At 40.8% G+C, this 23,105-nt stretch carries 22 protein-coding genes; 9 read left to right on the top strand and 13 right to left on the bottom strand.

All coding sequences use genetic code 11. The features are described 5' to 3' along the window. Window positions 1-2 precede the first annotated feature (2 nt). Genes J0656_RS08385 through J0656_RS08375 form a run of 3 tightly spaced genes read right to left on the bottom strand, consistent with a single transcriptional unit; the run spans window position 3 to window position 1,385 of the window. On the bottom strand, window positions 3-446 hold the full coding sequence (locus tag J0656_RS08385) for an SRPBCC family protein (protein WP_207032857.1): 444 nt from the start codon (window positions 444-446) through the stop codon (window positions 3-5). 22 nt (window positions 447-468) lie between these two features. Next, entirely contained in the window at window positions 469-885 is a 417-nt protein-coding gene (locus J0656_RS08380) for a VOC family protein (RefSeq protein ID WP_207032856.1), read from the bottom strand. Beyond that, complete coding sequence (locus tag J0656_RS08375; protein ID WP_207032855.1) at window positions 882-1,385, bottom strand: DinB family protein; 504 nt, start codon at window positions 1,383-1,385, stop codon at window positions 882-884. The genes J0656_RS08380 and J0656_RS08375 overlap by 4 nt, the downstream gene beginning before the upstream one ends. Window positions 1,386-1,642: 257 nt before the next feature. Between J0656_RS08375 and J0656_RS08370 the strand changes: the two genes are divergently transcribed. The 8 genes from J0656_RS08370 (at window position 1,643) to J0656_RS08335 (ending at window position 9,570) form a co-directional block, all read left to right on the top strand. Continuing rightward, window positions 1,643-2,617: a GlxA family transcriptional regulator gene (locus J0656_RS08370; protein WP_207032853.1), complete on the top strand. Its 975-nt coding sequence runs from the start codon at window positions 1,643-1,645 to the stop codon at window positions 2,615-2,617. 195 nt (window positions 2,618-2,812) lie between these two features. After that, on the top strand, window positions 2,813-3,250 hold the full coding sequence (locus J0656_RS08365; protein WP_207032852.1) for a thiol-disulfide oxidoreductase DCC family protein: 438 nt from the start codon (window positions 2,813-2,815) through the stop codon (window positions 3,248-3,250). A gap of 193 nt (window positions 3,251-3,443) precedes the next feature. Next, entirely contained in the window at window positions 3,444-3,650 is a 207-nt protein-coding gene (locus J0656_RS08360; RefSeq protein WP_207032851.1) for a hypothetical protein, read from the top strand. Between the two features lie 166 nt (window positions 3,651-3,816). After that, window positions 3,817-5,475, top strand: coding sequence for a tetratricopeptide repeat protein (locus tag J0656_RS08355; protein ID WP_207032850.1), 1,659 nt, complete (start codon window positions 3,817-3,819; stop codon window positions 5,473-5,475). Window positions 5,476-5,807: 332 nt separating this feature from the next. Then, window positions 5,808-6,587, top strand: a complete 780-nt coding sequence (locus J0656_RS08350; protein ID WP_207032849.1) for a sterol desaturase family protein — start codon at window positions 5,808-5,810, stop codon at window positions 6,585-6,587. 3 nt (window positions 6,588-6,590) lie between these two features. Beyond that, entirely contained in the window at window positions 6,591-7,244 is a 654-nt protein-coding gene (locus J0656_RS08345) for a GIN domain-containing protein (protein ID WP_207032848.1), read from the top strand. Between the two features lie 15 nt (window positions 7,245-7,259). Then, the gene (locus J0656_RS08340; RefSeq protein WP_207032847.1) at window positions 7,260-8,252 is read left to right on the top strand and encodes an alpha/beta fold hydrolase; all 993 of its coding nucleotides are present in this window, start codon (window positions 7,260-7,262) and stop codon (window positions 8,250-8,252) included. Between the two features lie 7 nt (window positions 8,253-8,259). Then, window positions 8,260-9,570 carry a metal-dependent hydrolase family protein gene (locus J0656_RS08335; protein WP_207032846.1) on the top strand — a complete coding sequence of 437 codons (1,311 nt, stop codon included), beginning with the start codon at window positions 8,260-8,262 and terminating at the stop codon, window positions 9,568-9,570. Between the two features lie 326 nt (window positions 9,571-9,896). On the opposite strand, the gene J0656_RS08330 is transcribed toward J0656_RS08335, so the two are convergent. From J0656_RS08330 to J0656_RS08295, 8 genes are all read right to left on the bottom strand, one after another. Then, window positions 9,897-10,934: a LacI family DNA-binding transcriptional regulator gene (locus tag J0656_RS08330; protein WP_207032845.1), complete on the bottom strand. Its 1,038-nt coding sequence runs from the start codon at window positions 10,932-10,934 to the stop codon at window positions 9,897-9,899. A 165-nt stretch (window positions 10,935-11,099) separates the two neighbouring features. Further along, window positions 11,100-12,425, bottom strand: coding sequence for a xylose isomerase (xylA, locus tag J0656_RS08325; protein WP_207032844.1), 1,326 nt, complete (start codon window positions 12,423-12,425; stop codon window positions 11,100-11,102). Beyond that, window positions 12,425-13,912, bottom strand: coding sequence for a xylulokinase (locus J0656_RS08320; protein ID WP_207032843.1), 1,488 nt, complete (start codon window positions 13,910-13,912; stop codon window positions 12,425-12,427). Before J0656_RS08320 ends, xylA begins: the two co-directional genes overlap by 1 nt. A gap of 303 nt (window positions 13,913-14,215) precedes the next feature. Then, complete coding sequence (locus tag J0656_RS08315; protein WP_207032842.1) at window positions 14,216-15,244, bottom strand: alpha/beta hydrolase; 1,029 nt, start codon at window positions 15,242-15,244, stop codon at window positions 14,216-14,218. Window positions 15,245-15,254: 10 nt separating this feature from the next. Then, window positions 15,255-15,566: an AtuA-related protein gene (locus J0656_RS08310; protein WP_207032840.1), complete on the bottom strand. Its 312-nt coding sequence runs from the start codon at window positions 15,564-15,566 to the stop codon at window positions 15,255-15,257. Between the two features lie 3 nt (window positions 15,567-15,569). After that, window positions 15,570-16,913 (bottom strand): acyclic terpene utilization AtuA family protein, encoded by a 1,344-nt coding sequence (locus J0656_RS08305; protein ID WP_207032838.1) that lies wholly within the window; start codon window positions 16,911-16,913, stop codon window positions 15,570-15,572. Between the two features lie 3 nt (window positions 16,914-16,916). After that, window positions 16,917-18,221 carry a CitMHS family transporter gene (locus J0656_RS08300; RefSeq protein ID WP_237688893.1) on the bottom strand — a complete coding sequence of 435 codons (1,305 nt, stop codon included), beginning with the start codon at window positions 18,219-18,221 and terminating at the stop codon, window positions 16,917-16,919. Next, complete coding sequence (locus tag J0656_RS08295; protein ID WP_207032836.1) at window positions 18,218-19,846, bottom strand: carboxylesterase/lipase family protein; 1,629 nt, start codon at window positions 19,844-19,846, stop codon at window positions 18,218-18,220. The genes J0656_RS08300 and J0656_RS08295 overlap by 4 nt, the downstream gene beginning before the upstream one ends. Window positions 19,847-19,937: 91 nt before the next feature. Here J0656_RS08295 and J0656_RS08290 point away from each other — a divergent pair, with 91 nt between their 5' ends. Beyond that, complete coding sequence (locus tag J0656_RS08290; protein WP_207032835.1) at window positions 19,938-20,660, top strand: NUDIX hydrolase; 723 nt, start codon at window positions 19,938-19,940, stop codon at window positions 20,658-20,660. An 850-nt stretch (window positions 20,661-21,510) separates the two neighbouring features. On the opposite strand, the gene J0656_RS08285 is transcribed toward J0656_RS08290, so the two are convergent. Both J0656_RS08285 and J0656_RS08280 read right to left on the bottom strand, forming a co-directional pair. Then, on the bottom strand, window positions 21,511-21,720 hold the full coding sequence (locus J0656_RS08285) for a heavy-metal-associated domain-containing protein (RefSeq protein WP_051947607.1): 210 nt from the start codon (window positions 21,718-21,720) through the stop codon (window positions 21,511-21,513). A 27-nt stretch (window positions 21,721-21,747) separates the two neighbouring features. Further along, window positions 21,748-23,105: heavy metal translocating P-type ATPase (locus J0656_RS08280; RefSeq protein WP_207032834.1), on the bottom strand; the 1,358-nt coding region annotated here is incomplete at its 5' end.

Here is a 23,105-nt window from a genome sequence, read left to right as displayed (position 1 = left end):
GTTTATAATGACTTTTCTGCTAGTTCCTTTACTTTCTCCAGTGCTTTTGGCCAAGTTTCCTCGAAAAAGCTCTTGTAATCCTCGATTGTCTCCATTTCTACCCGCAATAGGGTTCCTTCATAGACCGACTCTAGCGTATAATCTTCTGTTGCTCCTGCCCATTGATTGGCCTCCTTACTTTCAAAGTTTTCAATACCTCCCTCAACAACTCCCAAATGTTCTATGGTCATTCGCTCATTGGGTATGTTCCGTTTGATCCTACTTACCATACCTCTTCCTTCGGGACCGAGAAAAAGAACCTTGCTACCTTCCTGCCAATCGGTTTCGGCGAAAGATCCTTCCGCAAAAACAGTTGTCCATTTTCGATAGGTGATATCGTTCCAAAGTATTTGCCATACTTTTTCGGGTGTAGCATTAATGGTTATTTTAAATTTCTGAAGTATCATTATTTGTTTGAATTTTAATAGGTTAACCGTTCAAATTACAAAACAAATTGAACAAATGCCCATCCAAATCGGCAAAAACTCCAACGTAAAAACCATTTTCGTCATAAAACTTTTTGCTGTCTTTTCTAGGATCATATCTAATACTCCCCCCTAACTTTTTCACGGTATCCAACCAATCATGGATTTCTTGCTTGCTCTCGGCGGAGAGGGTGAACATAATTTCATTGCCCTGATCCAAGTCGACCACTTCTCCCTCAAGACTTGTCTTTAGTTTTTCTTTTTCAAAAAAGTGAATCACAAACTCATCCTCTCCAAATAGAAAGCTCACCAAATCATTTGTAGGCATTCCATTTTGCTTAATTCCCAATGCCAGATAAAATTCCTGTGTCCGTTCCACATTTTCCACGCCAAGGTTTGCCCAGATTTTTTTAGGTATCATGCTTTAATGTATTTAATGGTTTGTTTCAGTTGATGGATATGGCGCTGTGTATGTACGGTATTGAAGCCTATCCATTCCAAGCGGGTGAACGGACCGTATTCAGGGATTTCAAAATCCAAACATGTTTTTGAGAGGTCCATATCCTTGCAGTTTTGGTTCACCCATTCAATTTTCTTCTTCAAACTGGTCAGGAGGTTTTTCTTGTCAATCGGTCTATCAGTTGGTTCCACAGCTTTGGGTGAGTCCATTTTTATATCAAAATTTAAAAAAAGTTCACGTATTTCCTCCATTTTTTGATTAGGGGCACGCTTGGTCACCTCCGTGGTTCCCATCAAAATATTGGATACATTATAAGATCTATCCAAATGATCACCGATTTGTCCCGCTGTCCAGCTTCCATTTGCAGGTCTTGAATTGAGTTGCTCATTGGACAATGAGGAAAGCAATCCTACAAGTTTTGATGTTGTTGTATCATATTCTTTTAAAACTCTATCATCCATTTTCTCTATGTTTAATATGTTGAGATATATAAGGTTTGCTTAAGACCAAAGTGAGCTGAAAATTTTCTCCAGTTTTAAATGGGCGAGTCTTTAACACAACCTTTCAATCCTTTATTCTTATCTAATATTCAACAGGTTACCAAAGATACAGGTACCAATCCGTACTTTAGAGGTACATTTACGTCAATATCACGGGTTGATTACGACAAGATGTTGATCTACCTTTGAGTCAACCACAATCCATTGATTTTCATAACATGAAACATATCTCGATACTTGTTCCCGAAGGCGATTCCAGCCTGAGCAATTTAGAGGCTACCTTTAAAATGTTCAATATGACCAATGATGCCTTGAAAAAAGCTGGTAAAGCTCCATTGTTCTCAACACACCTTGTGGGCACCCATAATAAAGCAAGGTTGAGCAATGGAATGTTCAGCATTATACCCGATACCACAATTGATGAGGTAGACAAAACGGATTTGATCATAATCCCTGCCATTCATGGCGATTACAAGGAAGTGGTTGCCAAAAACGGAGCATTTATTCCTTGGATCAAACAACAATATGGCAATGGTGCCGAGGTGGCGAGCTTGTGCATTGGTGCGTTTATACTGGCCGGCACAGGTTTGTTGGATGGACGGGATTGTGCCACCCATTGGCTGGCTGCAAGTGAGTTTAGGGCCATGTATCCAGAAGTTAACCTGATCGATGACAAGATTATTACCGATTCAAATGGATTGTATACCAGTGGAGGCGCCTATTCATCTTTAAACCTGAACCTTTATTTGGTCGAAAAATTTGCAGGCCGAGAAATGGCCGTCTTATCATCAAAAATTTTTGAGATTGATATCAGCCGTGCCAGCCAATCGCCCTTCATTATTTTTAAAGGACAAAAATCCCACAACGACAAAGAGGTTTTGAAGGCACAAGAGTTCATAGAAAATAACTACTTGGATAAGATTACAGTGGACGAACTTTCCGAAAAAGTTGCTGTGAGTCGACGGACTTTTGAGAGACGGTTCAAAAAAGCTACTTCGAACACGGTTATCGAATACTTGCAACGGGTTAAGGTAGAGGCCGCAAAAAAGGAGCTGGAAAAAGGAAGAAAAACCGTCAATGAAGTTATGTATGATGTGGGGTACAATGATCCAAAGGCCTTTAGGGATGTTTTTAAGAAACATACAAGGGTCACTCCTTTGGAATACTTGAACAAGTACAGTAGAGTCAAATGAAGTAGTTATCAAACTCCATCAGGGCAACGATTGAATCTTGCTCATAAACACTAAAATATTGACCCTATTGAAAATATCTTCCAGTATACCCTATTTTTTCGATACCTTTTATTCAAATCCACTTTTGTAAAGAATAGAGAACACTTTGATATGCAACTTCCCTCTCATACCAAATACAGGCCAACTGCACCTTTGTTGATATGGGATGGACAATGTGGTTTTTGCAAATATTGGGTGACTTGGCTTGAGCAATTAACAGAAAAATCGGTCCTGTATAGCCCTTACCAACAAATTCATCAAGCCATCGAAGAGATTCCAAAAAATGCTTTCAAAAAGGCCGTACGTCTCATAGATACAAATGGTGAAATTTATAGCGGTGCCGGTGCAGCTTATAAAATCTTTGAAAAAACCTCAACATGGAGCTTTCTTATTTCTTGGTACAAAAACAACTCCTTGTTCAGGGGTTTCAGTGATTTTGTTTATCGATTCGTTTCAAATCACCGTTCTGCCCTACTAACGATCACTAAGTTCCTATTCGGCAAAAACCCAACAAAACTTCAACATTTTTGGATAATTTATCTGGTGTTGTTCCTATTTGCGGTTATTTTAATCGTTAAGCTAATACCATCCTAGCCCCTTTCCTTTTGCAGTGAACCTTTTATAGCCAAGCCGATTAGCTATGATAGGGACAATTTTCGTTTTAATTAGGGCAAAGTTTTCTATTGATCACTCCTAATTTTTAAGAAACGATAAGGATTGCCATCGATTTAAAATACTATAAATCAAAAAGTAACACTGGCAGCATATTCATTTAAAAAAGAGGAACATGGAAAAAAAAGGAAAAAAAACAAACTGGAAAGCAAAGGATAGTGCCCCTATGCCAACCACAGGTAGAAAAGGTGCCAATTTTAGAAACAGAACTACAAACAGCCAAAGAAACAGGTTTCCTTGGGTAATGATTATTTCCATTTTGATCATATTGGGAGTCATTGCCTTTATTTTGCTATTTGTCGGAGGCGTAGCTTCAAATTAGGGAGCAGTGGAATGTCCACATTATCTATCAAGCATTTTTACGGTTTTGGTTTCATTAGAAATGATAAATCAAAAAACTATTGGCATTTGGTATCAATTGGATTTTCAATTCAATACAATTCTTTAATTTTAGAATTTTTAATCCATAATATCTAAATCAGCCAGTAATGGAACCTCGCATTACAAACTGTTTCTGGGCATCGTTGTTTTGGCTTGTTTTTAGTTTCAGTATCTTTTCCCAAGACAAACCAAACCACCAACAAACAAGTCCCGAGACAGAAATAATCGATAGCATAGCCCAACAGGGGTATGATTTATGGATAAGGGACCCCGCGGAGTCAGTGAAGCTGGGCCAGCAAGCCTATGCATTGGCTGATGAAATAAAGTATTCCAAGGGTGCCGCTTTCGCCAAAAGGGTGTCAGGAGTAGGACATTGGACCCTAGGTGAGTCAAAAGATGCTCTCTTTGACCTTTATGAAGGGCTGGAACTGTATGAAGGCTTAAATGACCTTGAGGGAGTCTCCAACATAAAATTAAATATAGGCATGGTTTATGCCGATATTGATGAAGATTCGTTGGCACTTAAAAATTACCGCGAGGCAATCAATGGATTTAGTCAGCTAAATTTGGATAACAGGGTTGCCACTGCGTATACCAAGCTGGGGACCCTACAAATGGAAACCGGGCGGTTGGACAAAGCCCATACCAATATCAGCAATGCACTTAATATTCATACCAAAAACAATTTTCAATATGGCATGGCAGAGGCCCACAATCGGTTGGGCCGTGTATATTTGGAACAGGGCGACCTTGAACAGGCCAACTACCATCTTAGGCAATCGTTGACTCTTGGGCGAAGAATAGACGATAAAGATGGTATGGTGAGCAACCTGCTTCAATTTGGCAGAATGTTTACCATGGAAAAAGAATATGAGTTGGCCGACATGCATTTTAAGTTAGCTCTGAGCAGGGCCAATGAAATGAACCTGAAAAATTATCAATTGTCAATTTTAAAAAATTTGGCAGAGCTTAAAAGACAGACCCAACAAAACGACTCGGCCCTTTACTACTTTTCCCGATATGTGGATTTAAAGGACTCTCTCTTTACCATTAAAAAATCCCATCAAATTGCCGGTTTGGAATTTAGGAACGAACTGGAACAAAAAACAAACGAACTGGAACAGCTTTCCAAAAGGCAGCAATTGAGCAAAACCATACAATGGATATTGATCGGCGGTATTTGGATCATTGCCCTATTATCTTTCTTCCTGATCAAAAGCGCGAAGCAACGTTCAAAAAACCAAAAACATTTGCTGGAACAACAAAATATTATTGCCCAAAAAGAACTGGAAAACCAACAGCTCAAAGGTATGGACCTTGAGGGTGAACTGGATACCAAAAACCGGGAACTTACTTCATATGCCATGAACTTTGTTCAAAAAAATCAGCTATTGGATGAGTTCCAGAACAAAATACAAGAGGCAAAAAAAGCAACTACATTAAATCAGGTCAATAAAATTATGGCCGATATGGAAAGAACCATAAAAATAAACCAGGGCAAGGAAAAGGATTGGGAAGACTTTAAGCAACATTTTGAAAATGTACATCCTGAATTTTTCACCAACTTGAAGCTACAATTCCCCGATTTAAGTGCAAATGACTTAAAAGTTGCCGCCCTCACCAGGCTCAATTTATCCATCAAAGAGGCTTCCAACATCCTCGGCATCTCCCCAGAGAGTACAAAAACAGCACGCTACAGGCTCAGAAAAAAGTTGAACCTGTCTCCTGAGACAGATCTGTTTGATTTTTTATTGGATTTTAAATAAAAATCAGATTTCTGATTTTCAGTTTTTTACAACACCATAAATACATTTTGTCTACCTAATGTCTACCTAATGGGCCATTAAGTCTACTTCTTATTCCTACACTGTACACTCCATATACCTCCCTCTTTTTTTTGATTTAAAATTGTCACGCTAGGTTTGCGCTCTCAAAATCAGCGGGATACACCCGTGTTTATTCATCATTTCAAAAATCAATTAAAAATGAAACGACAATTATTTATTGAGGCCTATCAATCCAATGAAGGATTATGGGCCATTAAGAAGAGAAGGAAAATGGAGTTCAACGCTAAGTTTAAATCTAAAATTTAATAATCATGGAGACACTACAAAATTTACCCACACCGCTAGAAATTTTATTGGACCCTATCTCCTTGGTTGTCTTGGGGATTTATGCGAGCTTAATGATTTGGGAGGCGTTGTTCCCTGCCAGAGAACTACCAAATGTCAAGAATTGGAAAACCAGAGGACTACTGACCTTCGGAGTGTTTTTTTACCTATCCAGTTATTTGCCTCTAATTTGGGACGGTTATATATCCAAATACCAACTTTTTGATTTGGCCTTCTTGGGAGATCTAGGAGGTGCTGTAGTAGGTGTACTTATTTATGAATTTGGACTGTTTCTTTGGCATTACAGCCTTCACAAAAGCGATTTTCTATGGAAAGTTTTCCATCAAATGCACCATAGTGCAGAACGTATAGATACGTACGGCGCCTTTTACTTTAGCCCAATGGACATGGCAGGTTTTACACTTTTGGGAAGTCTTTGCCTTGTTGGAATTACTGGCTTTACTCCTGGAGCATCGACCATTATCTTGTTGACTACCGTGTTTTTGGGCATTTTTCAGCACAGTAACATTATTACCCCGCAATGGTTGGGATATCTTATCCAACGCCCCGAAAGCCACACCGTGCACCATGCCAAGGGTATACATGCGTACAATTATTCCGACCTGCCCATTTTCGATATCATCTTTGGCACTTTCAATAACCCAAAGGGCTATTCACATGAAACTGGATTCTATGATGGGGCTTCAAAAAGAATTAAAGAGATGCTTTTTTTCAAGGATATAAGTAAAGAAAATCAATCAAAATAAAAAATGAAGAATAGTACTGTTGGAATAGTATTAGTATTGATAGCAGCATTACTTGTGTCGTGTACATGGGACGATATCTCCGGTTCAGGTGTGCTCACTACGGAAAATAGGGAACTCAATGCTTTTATTGCAGTTTCAGTAGATGGGATAGCAAATGTGAACATTGTTCAAGGTAATGCCCAAAATGTAAAAATAATGGCCGATGACAACATCATCGGCCTAGTTAAAACAGAAATCAAAGATGGTATCTTGGAAATTTACTTGACCTCGGGACATAATTACAAGAATATTGATGTCAATCTCGACATTATGGCAAAAGCATTGAACGGTGTTGCCAATAAAGGTTCTGGCACATTGAAAGTTGCCAACGTGGACAGCCAAGAATTTTATTTGGATAATATGGGTTCTGGTAATATCAGCATCTCTGGAGCATCGAATAAGCTAAGCATAGAAAACGAAGGAAGTGGCAGAATTTCCGGATTTTCATTTTTAGCCGATAAGTGTTCCATAGATATCATGGGTTCCGGAGATGTAGAAATCAGCTGTACGGACGAACTTGACGTGAAAATCGATGGCAGTGCCAAAGTATTTTACAAAGGAAATCCACATGTAACCAAAAATATCTTGGGAAGCGGAAATGTGATTAATGAAAACTAAAAAAATAATATAGAAATGAAAAAATCAACCTTAATACTTTTATTACTGGTCTTACAATTCTCCAATATAATCGCTCAGGTAAAGTTTGCCGAGTTTGGCAACCATACTCTTAGAAACGGTGAGGTATTGGAAAATGCACGCATAGGCTATAGCACCTATGGCTCCCTCAATCTTGATAAGAAAAATGCCATATTGTTCCCTACATGGTATGCTGGAACGGGTGAAAGTCTTACCCCTTACATTGGCAAAGAAGCTATGATAGATACTACAAAGTACTATGTTGTGGTTGTGGAAGCGTTGGGCAATGGGATTTCTTCCTCCCCTTCCAATACAGATATAAAGGACGGGAGCAAATTTCCGGAATTTGGAATTGGGGACATGGTGGACCTGGAGCATAAACTAGTCAAAGAGGTTTTGGGCCTGGACCATTTGTATGCTGTAACCGGTATTTCCATGGGAGGTATGCAAACGTACCAATGGATGGCCAGTTACCCTGATTTTTTTGATAAGGCAATTCCAATTGTGGGCTCGCCCAAACTATCCGTTTATGACCAACTGAACTATGAAATCTTCAAGAAGATACTGAACAAGGAGATACAGCATGGCACAAAGGAAGAAACTTTTTTGATGTTGGAGTACGCGTTGGGACTTACGCCTCAATACTATGAAGGTGGTACTGAATCCATCGATGAAGTTTTGCAAAAAATCAAAGATGAGGCCGAACATTATGATGTTCGGGACCTACACAGTCAAATGCTGGCCATTTCCAATTATAGTTTGGATCGAGATTTGAGCAAACATAAGGTTACATCCCTATCCGAGCTGTTCAAAGGCGAGGCGTTTATCATATATTCAAGAACGGACCATTTGGTAGCTCCCTCAGCCAATTTGGAGGTTATAAAGGGGTTAAATGCCCAATCTTTGGATTTAAATTCCAAATGTGGACATTATACATTTGGCTGTGATTTGGAAAAACTCAACATGGCCGTAAAAAATTTCTTAAATTGAAATGGACATGACCAGAGTACTATTTATTTTCCTACTGATTGTCTTATTCCCTTACACCAAGTCAATTGGGCAACAAAGTGATGTTTACATCAAGGCCGGCCTTTTGTATGACAGTAAGAGCAATCAATTATTGCCCAACAAGATTATTCATATTCAAGGCTCCACAATAAAATCCATTACAGGGTTCCGTAAAATGGACAATGACAAAAAGGTAATTGACCTGTCCGACTATACAGTTCTCCCCGGATTGATTGATGCCCATACCCATGTTCTTTTTTCCCAAGAGGCCAATGAAGATTTTGCAGGTCACAGTATACAGACTCTTACCATGGAAAGTGATGCATTACGGGCTTTACGGGGAGCCAAAAGAGCAGAAAGCTATCTAGAGGAAGGAATCACCAGTATTAAGGATTTGGGCAATTCTGGACTGTATTTGGATGTGGCCCTTCGTGATGCAATTAATGAGGGAACCATTGATGGTCCACGAATCTTTGCTGCCGGCCCTATTTTAAGTGCGGTTGGAGGTCAAGTTTATGGAGTAACGCATCAACATCAAAATATTATTGATCTGGAATATAGAATCATTAAATCTTCTGAAGATGCAAAAAATGCTGTTCGGGAACACATTAACCAAAATGTGGATCTCATTAAAATTTGTGCGGACAACCTTCCCAACAAAGCATTTTTGACCGTGGAAGAAATGTCTGCCATAGTTGAAATGGCCCATTCATATGACCTCACTGTAACAGCACACTGCATTACCAATGAATCTGCAAGAAATGCCATAGAGGCTGGTGTGGATGGTATTGAACATGGATTCAACTTAACCGATTCTACATTGACACTTATGGCTGAAAAAAAGATTTTTCTTGTTCCCACGGAAAACAGCAGGTCTTATATGGAAACTTACGCCAAATTAATAGGTGATGACCTCAATAGCATGGATTGGGTGGGTGGATACATCAATAAAGGAAAAAAGAGGTTAATGACAGCCATTGAAAAAGGAGTTCCCATTGTGGCAGGTTCCGATAATTATACCAAAATGGGAGTCAGTCGTGGTAAATCATCCAAGGATATGCTGCGAAACTATTTTGAGGCCGGCATGAAACCCCTTGATATTCTACAGTCTGCCACTTATATTTCCGCGATGCACTTAAATAAGGAAATGGACATTGGCACAATAAGTCTTATGGCATATGCGGATATTATTGCAGTAAAAGGGAACTTGGAAAATGATTTTATTTCCACCATGGATAATGTGGTCTTTGTAATGAAGGATGGAAAGGTTTATAAAAATAATGTGAATCCATCTAAATAAGCCAATGGAGATATCAAAGCAGCCCAATAATCATACCCTACAATTCAGGAGAGCATTATTGTTCTCTTGATTTTTGTGAGAATATCGGCAATCAAAACAGCATATACAATCTTATGAAAAACCGATTACTCAGCTGGATATCACATACATGTATGACACTACCAATAAACGCAGTATGCTTCAGATTTTACTCGGGGCAATGGCCCTTACCTGAATTATTTTTATTGTTGATGATGAAACGTTTGTCACTAATTATTGAAAGGTAAACTAGCCTAATAAACAGAGCCTTTGCAAATTCCATCATCCCAATATTCTTCGCTTATAGTTCAAGAATTTTGTTGTTCCATACTAAGGGTGGATTGCCTTACCACAAGACTTGTTTTTATAGTCTTAGTTTCAAACTTCGCTTTATCGTCCTTTCCCTCGATCCTGTCAATCAATTTATTGGCTGAGGTCTCCCCGATAAAACGCCCATGCTGACTAATCATTGTTACTGGTGGGCTGGCGTATCTTGATAGTTCTCCGTTGGTAAACCCGATTACAGAGATATCCTTTGGTATCAAAAAGCCCTTGGAGCGCAAAAGGTCCATTACCTTAACGGTAGTAATCTCATCAAAGACCAAAATTCCATTTAGCTCTTTCAGGTTCAAAGAAAGTGAAATAGCTAGCTCTAGATCATCATCCGCTCCGAGCGATACCACCATATCTGAATCAAAAGGAATGTCTTGTTCCTCCAATGCTCTTTTAAAACCTTCTATCCTTAACCTGCCTATTGAGGAATTGGGGATGGGGTTTATGATGGACAAAGCGCGGCACCCTGTTTTCAAAAAATGTTTTGTGGCCTTGTAACCGGCCTCAATATCGTCCACGACCACTTTGTCACACTCGATCATTTCGGTTACCCTATCAAACATGACCAATGGAATCTGCTTTTGTAATAATTCTTGAAAATGTGCAATATGTTCGGACAATTGAGCCTCTCCTGCAACAGTGGAAATAATAACCCCGTCCACTGACCCAGAGCATAAGAAATCCAGGATCTTAACCTCTTTCCCTAAAGATTCATTGGTACTGCAGGTAATAATACTATATCCCCTTTCATCTGCAACCTGTTCTATACCAAATAGGACCTGGACAAAAAAGTAGTTCAAAATATTAGGAATCACCACGCCAATTGTCTTGGTGTTTCTATTTAAAAGATTGAGGGCTACACGATTGGGCTTATAGTGGTTTTGTTTGGCAAATTTCCTGATTTTGACCTTAAGCTCCTCACTAATTTCATGGCTATCGTTTATAGCTTTGGAAACCGTGGATACAGATACATTAAAATGGGCAGCAATGGCCTTTAGGGTCAACTTGTTCATGGATACCATAAATATAGCTCTAAAAGATAGCAATTTAATATCATCGAAACCACCTTTATGGCAGGAGCATTCCAAATGGAATTTAACTAAAGATAAACCGCCCATTAAGAATTTCAAAAATCCAATGGGCAGTCAATATAAACGTGAATTTTAATTATTGGAACACTAGACAAATCTCCCTACAATGTTCTCAAACAACTCTTGTTTGCCACTGATTTGTTTTGGCTCACCTGTTTCCAGAGCATGCTTAAAAAGATCGGAAAATTCCAATTTTCCTGAGCTGAACTCAGCTCCTTTACCCTCTTGAAAGGATGCATACCTTTGACTTAAAAGTTCTTCGTATGAGGATTCCTCAATAATTGCGTTAGCGGCCAAAAGTGCCCTGGCAAAGGTGTCCGCGCCTCCTATGTGGGCATGGAAAATATCCTCCAAATCGGTACTGTTTCTTCGTGTTTTGGCGTCAAAATTGACACCTCCGCCTTGCAATCCTCCAGATTTCAGGAAAACCAACATGGCTTCGGTTACCTCTAGCACATTATTGGGGAACTGATCGGTATCCCAACCATTTTGATAGTCACCACGGTTAGCATCGATACTTCCTAGCATCCCGGCATTGGCTGCAACCTGTAGTTCGTGTTGAAAAGTATGTTGTGCCAAGGTGGCATGGTTTACTTCAATATTGAGCTTAAAATCATCCTCTAATCCGTATTCCCGTATCGAATTGATAGAGGTTGCAGCATCAAAGTCATATTGATGTTTTGTGGGTTCCATCGGTTTTGGCTCGATAAAGAAAGTTCCTTTGAAACCTTGCTTGCGTGCATAGTCCCGAGCCATGCCCAAAAATCGCCCTATATTGTCCTGCTCCCGTTTCATATCCGTGTTCAATAGAGACATGTATCCTTCACGACCTCCCCAAAAAACATAATTTTCACCGCCAAGTGCAATAGTAGTGTCCAGAGCCATTTTTACTTGTGCACCGGCATAGGCCAGTACATCAAAATTGGGATTGGAAGCTGCACCGTTCATGTAACGAGGGTTTGAAAAGCAATTGGCGGTTCCCCAGAGCAATTTTACCCCAGAGGCAGATTGCTTTTCCTTCAAATAATCCACTATGATAGACAGTCGTTTTTCGGATTCGGCCAAAGAATCTGCCTCATCCACTAGGTCAAAATCATGGAAGCAATAATAATCGAACCCCATTTTCGTCACAAATTCGAAAGCGGCATCGGCCTTATCCTTTGCTGCTTTAATTGGGTCTTTATCCGTAGACCATGGAAACTGTTTGGTGCCGGGCCCAAAAGGGTCCCCCCCTGTTCCACATAGCGTATGCCAATAAGCCATGGCAAACTTAAAATGTTCCCTCATGGTTTTGCCCGCCACCACTTGGTCCGGGTTATAAAATTTAAATGCCAAAGGGTTGTCGGATTCCTTTCCTTCAAATTTAATATCACCTATTCCGGTGAAATATTCTTTGCTGCCTAAATGTGCCATTATTTTTTAGTTTTTAATATTAGTTGTAGTTCATTTTTCCAATTCTCATATGCCTTTTGATAGAGCTCCTTGTTGTCAAGGGGCCTGTAGGTCATCACATGGTCGTTGTTCATATAAGATGTAAACTTTTCATGGCCATGTTCATATATGGTACATGCTCTGGCCGCACCTATGGCGCCCGTTGTATTGTATATTTCTATTTCTTCTTGAATCAGGGTGGCAATGGTACCGGCAAATATGGCCGACCTGAATAGATTATCGTTGCCTGCCCGTATCACCTTTGCCTTTGCGCCATCCGAACTCATGATTTCCATACCGTATACAAAGGAAAATGCAATCCCCTCCAAGGCGGCCCTACAGAGATGTGCCTTTGAGTGTCTATTAAGATCAAGATTCAAGATACGGGTTCCAATATCTTGGTTGTTCAACATACGTTCGGCTCCGTTGCCAAACGGAATTATACTGAGTCCGTCCGAACCAATCTCTACTTCCGATGCCAAACCGTTCATTTCTTCATAGGAGGCTACATCCAGGTTGTTCAGAAGCCATCTATATTGTATACCGGACCCATTGATACATAGCAGCTTTCCTATTCTAGTGTGAGTGTCCGGACGATAGTTGACATGGGCAAAGTTATTGACCCGTGAGCTTTCCTTAACCGAGAGATTGTCCGTTATGGCATACACCACTCCCGAAGTGCCGCCTGTGGCAGCCACTTCACCCGGTTCAAAAATGTTAAGGGACAGTGCATTGTTGGGCTGGTCCCCTGAACGATACAAAATTGGCGTACCTTCCAATAAACCGCTTTGTTGTGCGCCTTCTTTGGACACCTCTCCTTGGTTCCCAAAGGTATCTACAGTATCCGGAACCATAGATTCTGGAATTCCATAATAATTAAGAACTTCTTTGGAAACCCGGTTCTCCACAAAATCCCAAAATATCCCCTCTGACAGACCTGATATGGTTGAAGCTATTTTACCGGTCAGTCTGTACCCTATATAATCGCCGGGCAGCATAAACTTATAGACTTTATCAAAAACTTGTGGCTCATTTTCGCGGACCCAGGCTAATTTGGATGCGGTAAAATTTCCCGGAGCGTTCAATAATCTGGTATCACACTTTTCCTCGCCCATTTCCTTGTAGGCGCGATTACCAATTTCCACGGCACGACTGTCACACCAAATAATGGAATTTCTTAGTGGCGTACCTTCGGTATCCACAATAACAAGTCCATGCATTTGATACGCAATTCCAAGCCCTGAAATATTGGCCGGCGATATCTTATGATCCTTTAAAATTCTTTTAATCCCTTTACATACCAATTCCCACCAAAGTTCAGGGCTTTGTTCCGCCCAACCTGGTTTTATGGCCATCATGGACATTTCCTCTTCCGGTTCCTGTACGACCGTTACTTTTTTACCTGTGGACGTTTCGACAAGTGCAATCTTTATTGAAGAACTGCCCAAATCAATACCTATATAATACATGGAAGTTAATTGTTGAACTATATGGTTAAATATAAAAAATGCCCGGCTCAAAAGTGTTCTTTAATTTAAAACAATCCAAAGCAAGACTGTTTCGGCTTGAATTGAACCGCTCAAAAGAAACCACACAACATATTGTTTTACAGATATTTACAAATTACATAATTAATCAACAGGGTTTCGAAATGGTTTTCGTAGATAATTTCAGAAATGGATGATAGATGACTTTTTGGAAAAATCGGTTTGATGAATTACTTAAGTGTAAAGAATATTGAAATCCTAATTTTACCTACAAACTTATTGCCTTTATCTAAATTCCAGATAATATTCAAAAAAGGGCAACACCTGTTGTGGAATACGGCCATCTTTCGTGTAAATATTGTTCACATGGGTTCCGATATATTCTTCTGCAAAATGATCAATGCCTAGATTCTCCAATTTAATACTGAACATTTTACATTGTTGCGTAAACCTTTCACCCGCATTACGCCCCCAATCCATTTTGATGGCCTTTAAACTTTTCAAGTTGTCTATGTAATTCTCAAGATTGTAAAACGGCATATTATCGTGCCATTTTTTGAGTATTTCTTGGTGTATGACCAATTCCCCATCTTCGTATCCAAATGGAAAATCGCAATAAAAAGGTGGATTTTTGGGATTCGGAGACCATGAGCGTGCAAATGCCACCATTACTTTTCCAAAGTAGGTTTTTTCCAATCCTTCATAGGTGGAGATTTCAGATAGTTCCTTAAAGGTGTCGCTGTTAGGTCCATATTCCCTAACTATGGCCAGAGCTCCTGGACTGATGGCGTATACTGTATTGAACACATCGGGGTGTTTCATGGCAATATTCAAGGCTCCATAACCGCCCATACTATGCCCGGTTATTCCACGACTTTCCTTTTTGGGTATGGTACGATAATTCTCGTCCATGTAGGCAACCAAATCCTCTACCGTGAAATCCTCCCAGTTTCCAAAAATTTCTGAATTGGAATAGAAACTACCTTCATAAGTTGTTTTCTGGTCGGGTATCACCAGAATAAAGGGTCGAATACGTTTAGTGGTTATGGCAAAGTCCAAAATTTCCTTCATAGGCTCCAACATGGTATGGTCGCCATAAAATCCGTGCAAAAAATAGATGACCGGATATTTTTTGGTTTCTGTTCCATAGTTAGGTGGAAGGTATACCCCGACTTTCCGGGTAGGGTTCTCTCCAAAATCATTCACCAAATGCTCCGAATAAATGGAATCAATGACAATACTCCCCGTTCCAGATTGCGCATGCATTACATGGAAGGCGAAAATCATCAATGTGAATTGTAAAAATGTTTTCATCAATTTGCTTTTAATCGTTAGTATTTATGGGCATTTCCAACAGAATAGAGGACAATGTTTTGCCGTGTTTGTCCAATCGCAACGAACGGGTGACCCCTCCCCTAAGGGCTTTGTGCATTACAAAATTGATTGCGCCCAGTGTAGCAACCTCATACCGTATTATTTCGCCTTGTATGGTTTCACCCAAAAACAGCTTTACTTTTTCGGCGGTCACCTTTTTTTGAATTATGGGATAATCCTTCTCATCAAAGGCGATCACAGAGATATTTACCATATCTCCTTTATCTCCTGTTCGAGAATGTGCAATCTCTTTAAGTTTCATTGGTTAACTTTTAAAATATTCAACTTTTGGCACCACCTTTTTTTTGTCTATCAAAATGGATTGAATGGCTATGACCTCCGTAACTAATTTGGAGATACCACCACCTGCTGCCGGACCATTGGTATAGAGTGTTTCCACTTCATTGACCAATTTTACGGCTGTTTCCTTAGTTTTGGTTTTAGCCGCTATGCGCAATCGTAATTCTTGAGGGTAGATGTCTGAAGTATATTCTTTAAAAAGACTATTGATTCCGATAAGATCAAAAAGAATATCTTCTACTTCGAGATTCTTGGTTCTAAGTCGCTCCTTGACAATTTCAATGGCCAATTGGGCCCTTTCCAATGCATAGCTCCCACCATAACTTATTTGCGCATCAGCCATGTAACCATCGTGATACCCCACCGAAACCTTCAGCTTTCCGGTCAATGCCTTTCCCGAAGCACCATAAACTTCAACTTTGCCCTTTTCTATCTCCTTTAATGTTATATTGGAAAAGTCCGCAACCACATCAGGCGTCAAATATGCGGAAGGATCATGCACCTCGTACAACAATTGTTCTTTACAGGTTGCAGTTGTCACCATACCACCCGAATCCTTTAATTTGGTAATATGGAATAAGCTATCGTTGTTTATTTCTGCAATGGGAAACCCCAGATTGCCCAAGTTCGGAACTTGTTTTTTTACTCCATCGGCAAAATAGCCACCACATATCTGGCCTGCACATTCCATTAAATGTCCCAAGGCCGTTCCTTTTCCCAAGAGAGGATAGTCATCCATTGACCAAGCGAATTCATGGATAAGTGGAGCCAAAAACAAGGAAGGGTCGGCCACTCTTCCTGTCAATATGATATCAGCTCCTTCTTCCAATGCTATTAAAATTCCCTCAACGCCCATATAAGCATTGGCGGAAATGATTTTATTTCCTAAAACCGATAGGGATTCGCCGCTTTCCAAAAAGGTCTGTGTACTGAAATCCAACATGGACATAACATCATCCCCGAACACGGCGGCTATTTTTAAGTTGGTTAGACCAAGTTCTTGGGCAATCTTTGCGGTCTTCTTTGCTGCTGCCAATGGATTGGCCGCACCCATATTGCTGATAAGTTTAACCTTTTTTGAGACACAATGCGCCAAGCAGGCCTTCATTCGTTCTTCCAACAAGGGGTCATATCCCAGCTCAGGGTCCTGCATTTTCTGCAATTGTGCCAAGGCAATGGTTCGCTCTGCAAGACATTCGAATATGATATAATCCAAATTGCCCTCTTTTATCAGGTCCACAGCAGGTTCTATCCGGTCACCCGAATACCCTGCTCCCGACCCAATGCGAATAATTTTTTCTGGTATCATACTTTATATGGGAATAGTTCCTATCAATATAGATGCAATGGTCATAACAATGGTCGCACCGAATGCATATTTAAAAGTAAACCGCTGATGCTCCGCTAAATCCACTTTCGCCAAACCGATGAGCAAGAATGTCGTTGCTGTCAATGGGCTCAATGGAAACCCAGTGGTCATTTGCCCCAATATGGCGGCCTGACCCACACTAATGGGTTCTACATTAAATTGACCTGCCACTTCCGATATGACTGGCAAAAATCCAAAATAGAAGGAATCTGGGTCAAAAACAAAGCTCAAGGGCATACTAGTGACTGCCATGATGAGCGGAATTTGTTCCCCTGCACCATCAGGAATTACATCAGCCATTGCACTTGCCATTTCAGCAATCATACCGGATTCTGTCATGATACCGGTAAAGACACCCGCTGCCAGTAGGATACTTGCCATCAAAAGGGATGCTTTTGCATGGAAATCTATCCGGGAAGCTTGATCTTTGAGGTTTGGATAGTTTACCATCAAGGCAATTATGGTACCTAGCATAAATGGCAGTGCAGGGGCGACAATACCCCTGATCAGCAATACAATCACTGCAATGGTCAACAAGATATTGAACCAGAACAATCGAGGTCTTCTTATACGTTTTTCTTCTTCTGAAACTTTTTTCTGATAGCCATCAACTTTATCATCATCAATGGAACCCAGTTGGAGTCTTTTAGCCTCTTTTGAGCCTAAATACCATGCAATGACCAAAACAAACAATATTCCGAACAATTGGGGTATCATTACAGGAGTGTACAATTCCGTTATCTCGACCTGTAGTGCCGTAGCTGCCCGAATGGTAGGTCCGCCCCAGGGCACCAGGTTCATTGTTCCTGCACCAAGGGCAACAACACAGGCCAATACCCTTTTGTCCATTTTGAGCTCCTCAAAAAGAGGCAACATGGCTGGAACGGCAATGAGAAAAGTGACCGCTCCAGAACCGTCCAAGTGAACGATCATTGAAAGAATGGCCGTACCTATGGTAATCTTTACTGGATTGCGCCCCACCAATCTAAGGATGGTATTGATGATTGGGTCGAACATCCCAGCATCGGTCAAAACACCAAAAAACAATATGGCAAAGACGAACATGGCGACCACCGGGGCAATATTTTTGATGCCTTGTATGGCAAAATCTGCGGTATCCAGACCAAAGCCAGCCATCAACGAACCAATGATTGGGACCAGAATCAAAGCGGAAAGGGCACTTACCTTTTTAGAAAGGATAAGTGCCAGCAATACCACAGTAATCGCTATTCCAGTAAAGAGAATCAATTTTTATAAACTTGGTCTAAAAAGTTATAGCGAGCATCGTTCGATGCTTTGATCAATTCGCTTTTGGTATCAATGACCATTACAGGAGGATTACCATCATTTGCTTTGGCGGCATCCCAAGTAGGAAGCTCCCCACCATTGGGGTCACCTGTTTTAATAAAGTTCGCAAAGAACTCCTGCATGGTGGCGGATGCTTTATAATCATCGGCGGTCCAGGCATAATCATCCACAAGATGTAAATTGCCCATAGCATATTCGATTTCTGCGGCATGTGGCGCCCCGATTGCTTTGGGCATTTGAGGTGCTCCGGAATCCCTTTCTACGGTTCCGCCCGCCAATCCTGAGACTTTGCTTTGGTCCCGCAAAGGTGGACGTATCTTACTGTATAGATATCGATAAACCGGTTGGTCTGAGTTTTTACGGTGCAAATCGAACCATTTCCAAGTACTGTAAACTATAAAGTTATCGGATGCGAGATTGGTCGCTGCCCATTCTACTTCCGTGGACGTACCATGAGGGTAGAGTTCCAAAAATTCTTCATATTTTTTGGGATAGTTTTGCCTTACCTTTTCTACAAAAGTCTCTTTTGTGATCGGTCCCTGCGTAAATGCCATACCTGGTATTTCTGCAGAATTCCATCCAACCAATAAAGGCACTTGGGCCTGTTGTTTCGAAGCAAAAATTTCAGGTAGAGTTTTGGGCAGAAGATAGCCATCAATTACCATGGGGAAACCAAATCTTTTGGAGTCGTTGTACTTTTCATAAATCTCACGTGTGCTCAGTTTTCTCAATGCTGATATACTTTCTATACCTGCGCTTTCAAGAAATTGCATCCCTTGTTTCTCCGCTTCTTCCAAGGAAACAGGGGCCATCGTCGGTGCAATGGCCGCTCCACTTTCCCCTATTGCCCCTGCAATCAGGCTTTTTGACAAGGGGGAGGCCATCTGTACACTCACGCCTATGGAACCTGCAGACTCTCCTGCAATGGTCACTTTCTCGGGATTGCCTCCAAATGCTGCAATATTTTCCTGTACCCACTTGAGGGCCATGTTCTGGTCCAATTGACCGTAATTACCGGATGCTTTGTACGGGGCCTCTGCGGTCAGTTCAGGGTGTGCTAAATTCCCGAAAATATTCAAGCGATAATTGGTGGTCACCACCACAATGCCCTTTTTGGCCATACTCTCACCGTCGTATCTATACTCGGATGCATCTCCAGCGACGTTTCCTCCTCCATAGAAATAGACCAAAACAGGAAGATTTTTTTCACTGTGCTTGGCAGGTGTCCATACATTAAGGTACAGGCAATCCTCGCTCAAGCCTTCCGATCGGGATTTCATATCCCCGAACACCATGGCCTGTATGGGTCGAGGACCGAATGCTTTGGTTTCCTTAACACCTTCCCATGTATCCAAAGGTTGGGGAGCTTTCCAGCGAAGTTCCCCTACAGGTGGTTTTGCAAAGGGAATCCCAAAGTACTTTTGGATGCCCGAATGTGTATCATAAAGTCCTTCAATTGTCCCGTTTTTCAGTTTCACTTGGACTGGAAAGGCATTAGTGTTCTGTGCATGAGCACTTATGCCAAATCCTAATAAAATTATTAAGTTGATAGCTAATTTCTTCATTGTGCGTTTGTTCTCTTTGTTATTGTAACAGTTTGTTACAATAATACTTTGTTTTTTCGACTTTTCATGCTTTATTTACAAAAAATCTATTTTGAACACTGACAAACATTCACAGGGGCCTAAAAAGGAAGACTATCTTTCCCATATCGCATTTGATTCTGTCATATTTGGTTTCAATGGAAAGCAGTTAAAAATTTTGGTGTTGGAATATCAAAACACCGGCTTATTCGCTTTGCCTGGAGGTTTTGTAAAACGAAACGAAAGTCTCAAAGATGCTGTCACCAAAGGTGTTATGGAGCGTACAGGAATAGAAGACCTTTATTTGGAGCAGTTCCATACTTTCGGAAACCTCGATAGATTTGATTCCAAAGCCATGGAGCGAATATTGGAAATGAATGGATTGGACATCAAGGCACATGAATGGCTATTGGACCGGTTTATTTCCATCGCCTATTATGCCTTGATCAATTTTGAAGAAGTCAATCCCATTCCTGATCCTTTGGCCGACAGTATTGAGTGGTATTCATTGGATGAACTTCCCCCATTGATGATGGACCATGAGGAAATTGTCCAAAAAGCACTTGAAACCCTGCGTGAAAATCTCGATAAAAAATTGTTGGGCATGAATCTGCTTCCTACAAAATTTACCATGAAAGAATTGCAGAATGCCTATGAAAAGATAATGGGCGAAACCTTCAAGCGTACCGCATTCCAACGGAGGATGCTGGCTACAAAAAACTTGGTCCGTCATGAAAAGCTATTTACCGGGGGAGCCCATAGAGCCCCTTACCTGTATAGTTTTAAAATAAAATGAAACTTAAAGTCGTTTTGGTCCATTTCAAAACAGAACAAAAATAGGCAGCAATCGATATGATATATCTTTGATTTTCAATTTGTTATATCATCAGTAAAAGGCCCAAAATATAGTAAGTTCGACAAACTACCCCTGAAGGTCAAACCATGGAGCCCTCCCTTATTTTCATCCCATTCATTCAACGAACTCTACACCTTTTATATGGTTTTAAATGAACTCAAACGATATGCCTAAAAATACAAAACACTGAAAATCATAAGATTAACAGTGTTTTGATTTTACTTAAATAAGATAAGTCGGGATGACTGACCTCTTGACGAGGTGCTAACCCATTAATATCCAGAATATTATGTCGATTTTCCCAAAATAGGACATCCCATAGGACATCTTCGTGTGAAATAATGATTTTCACAACGTAAATATCGATATTTAAAATCAAACCACACCATCTTGTTTTATTTAATTTTAAATCAAAATAGACAAAGGAATTTTTGTGAGTTCAAAAGCTCATCACAAACAAGTTAAGCATCTATTCGGCCTATCGACAAGCAGATATAATAAGAACTTTGATTGTCATTTTTAAACTAGCTGTATAAATTACAAGATTTAGATTTTTGCCACCAGTGTTCCAGCCAAGCCATTACTGGTCCACCTTACATGATGGACACAATCAAGTTTAGAGGTTTTGATTGCAGTGATACCTGAATCTTACGATGTTTTCAATACTACCAATGACCATGCCTATACCGAAGTTGTGTAGAAAAATCCAATAAACTTATACAACCCGAATAGGATTAAGGTAACCCCCAACCCTATTCGAACCATTTAATATATTCTTCTGGACATTCCTTTATTTCTTGGTCAAATGATATCCAGCCGATTCAACAGCAGAAGTGATTTCCTCTTCCGTAGCACTTGTAGTCTGTACGGTCAACAATTTGTCTTGGGAGGCAAAGTCAACAGACCAATCGGTCACGCCATCCACCTTATCCAAAAATGGTTTTACGGTATTGGCACACCCACTGCACTTAATATTTGATTTGAATTGTAATGTACTCATGTTCATCGATTTTAAATTAGAAAATTACTATAGTTTAATCATTTTAAGCCTCAAACTGTTCAATACGACCGATACACTGCTAAAAGCCATAGCGGCACCAGCTATCATCGGATCTAACAAAAATCCATTGATCGGATACAGCAGCCCTGCAGCTATAGGAATTCCAATGATATTGTATATAAAGGCCCAAAAAAGATTTTGCCTTATACCTATAACGGTCTTATGGGAGAGCTTCAACGCTTTGGGAATGGCATTTAAATCAGAGGTGATCAAGGTCATTTTCGCGACATCCATGGCAATGTCGGACCCTTTGCCCATCGCGATACTGACATCTGCTTGGGCAAGTGCCTGCGAATCATTGATACCATCGCCCACCATGGCGACCACCTTTCCACTTTCTTGAAGCCTTTTCACAAAATCAGCTTTCTCTGATGGGAGTACTTCGGCTTCATAGCTTTTGATACCCACCTGTTGTGATACGGCTTCGGCGGTCATCTTGTTATCACCGGTCATCATGTAAACTTCCATACCATTCCCCTGCATTTCCCGTATGGCTTCCTTTGAGGATTCCTTTATACTATCCATAATGGTCAAAATCGCCTTCACCTTGCCTCCACCGCCAAAGTATATGACCGTTTTGGCCTCCTGCTCTAACCCTTCGACCATGTGCCCCAGGTTGTCATCCATGGCGATTCCTTTTTCGACCATCAACTTATGATTGCCCACAAGGTATTGGGTTCCATCCAATGCCTCAGCGCGAACACCTTTTCCTGTAATACTATTGAAGTTCAAAATTTCGACCGGATTTACCTTTCTATTTTTTAAAAAGGAGACCACGGCTTCAGCCAAGGGATGTTCGGACTGTCCTTCCATGGCATATAAAATTTGCTCCAGGGCCCTGTGATCGGTCACATGGTCCGCAAAGACCATATCGGTCACCACAGGCTTTCCTTCAGTTATGGTACCCGTTTTATCCAGAACAATGGCATTCACTTTGTAACCCAACTCCAAACTTTCCGCATCTTTGATGAGGATATTGTGTTCGGCCCCCTTGCCGATTCCCACCATGATGGCTGTGGGGGTTGCCAAACCCAGCGCACAAGGACAAGCTATTACCAATACGGCAACTGCGGTCAACAGTGCATGGGTAAAAGCGTCCTCACCTCCCAGGAACATCCAGGTGATAAATGTCACCACTGAAATCGTCATTACCACGGGAACAAAAATACCGGCAATCCTGTCCACCAATTTTTGTACGGGCGCTTTGCTCCCCTGTGCTTCCTGCACCATCTTGATGATCTGGGACAAAAGGGTCTCCCCTCCCACCCGGTCAGCTACAAACTGAAAGCTTCCTTTTTGGTTTACGGTACCGGCAAAAACTTTTT

It is taken from the genome of Flagellimonas aurea, assembly GCF_017313785.1.
GTDB lineage: Bacteria > Bacteroidota > Bacteroidia > Flavobacteriales > Flavobacteriaceae > Flagellimonas > Flagellimonas aurea.
The sequence above is the reverse complement of the archived record's forward strand: the minus strand, read 5'-3'. Positions and strand labels throughout refer to the sequence as shown.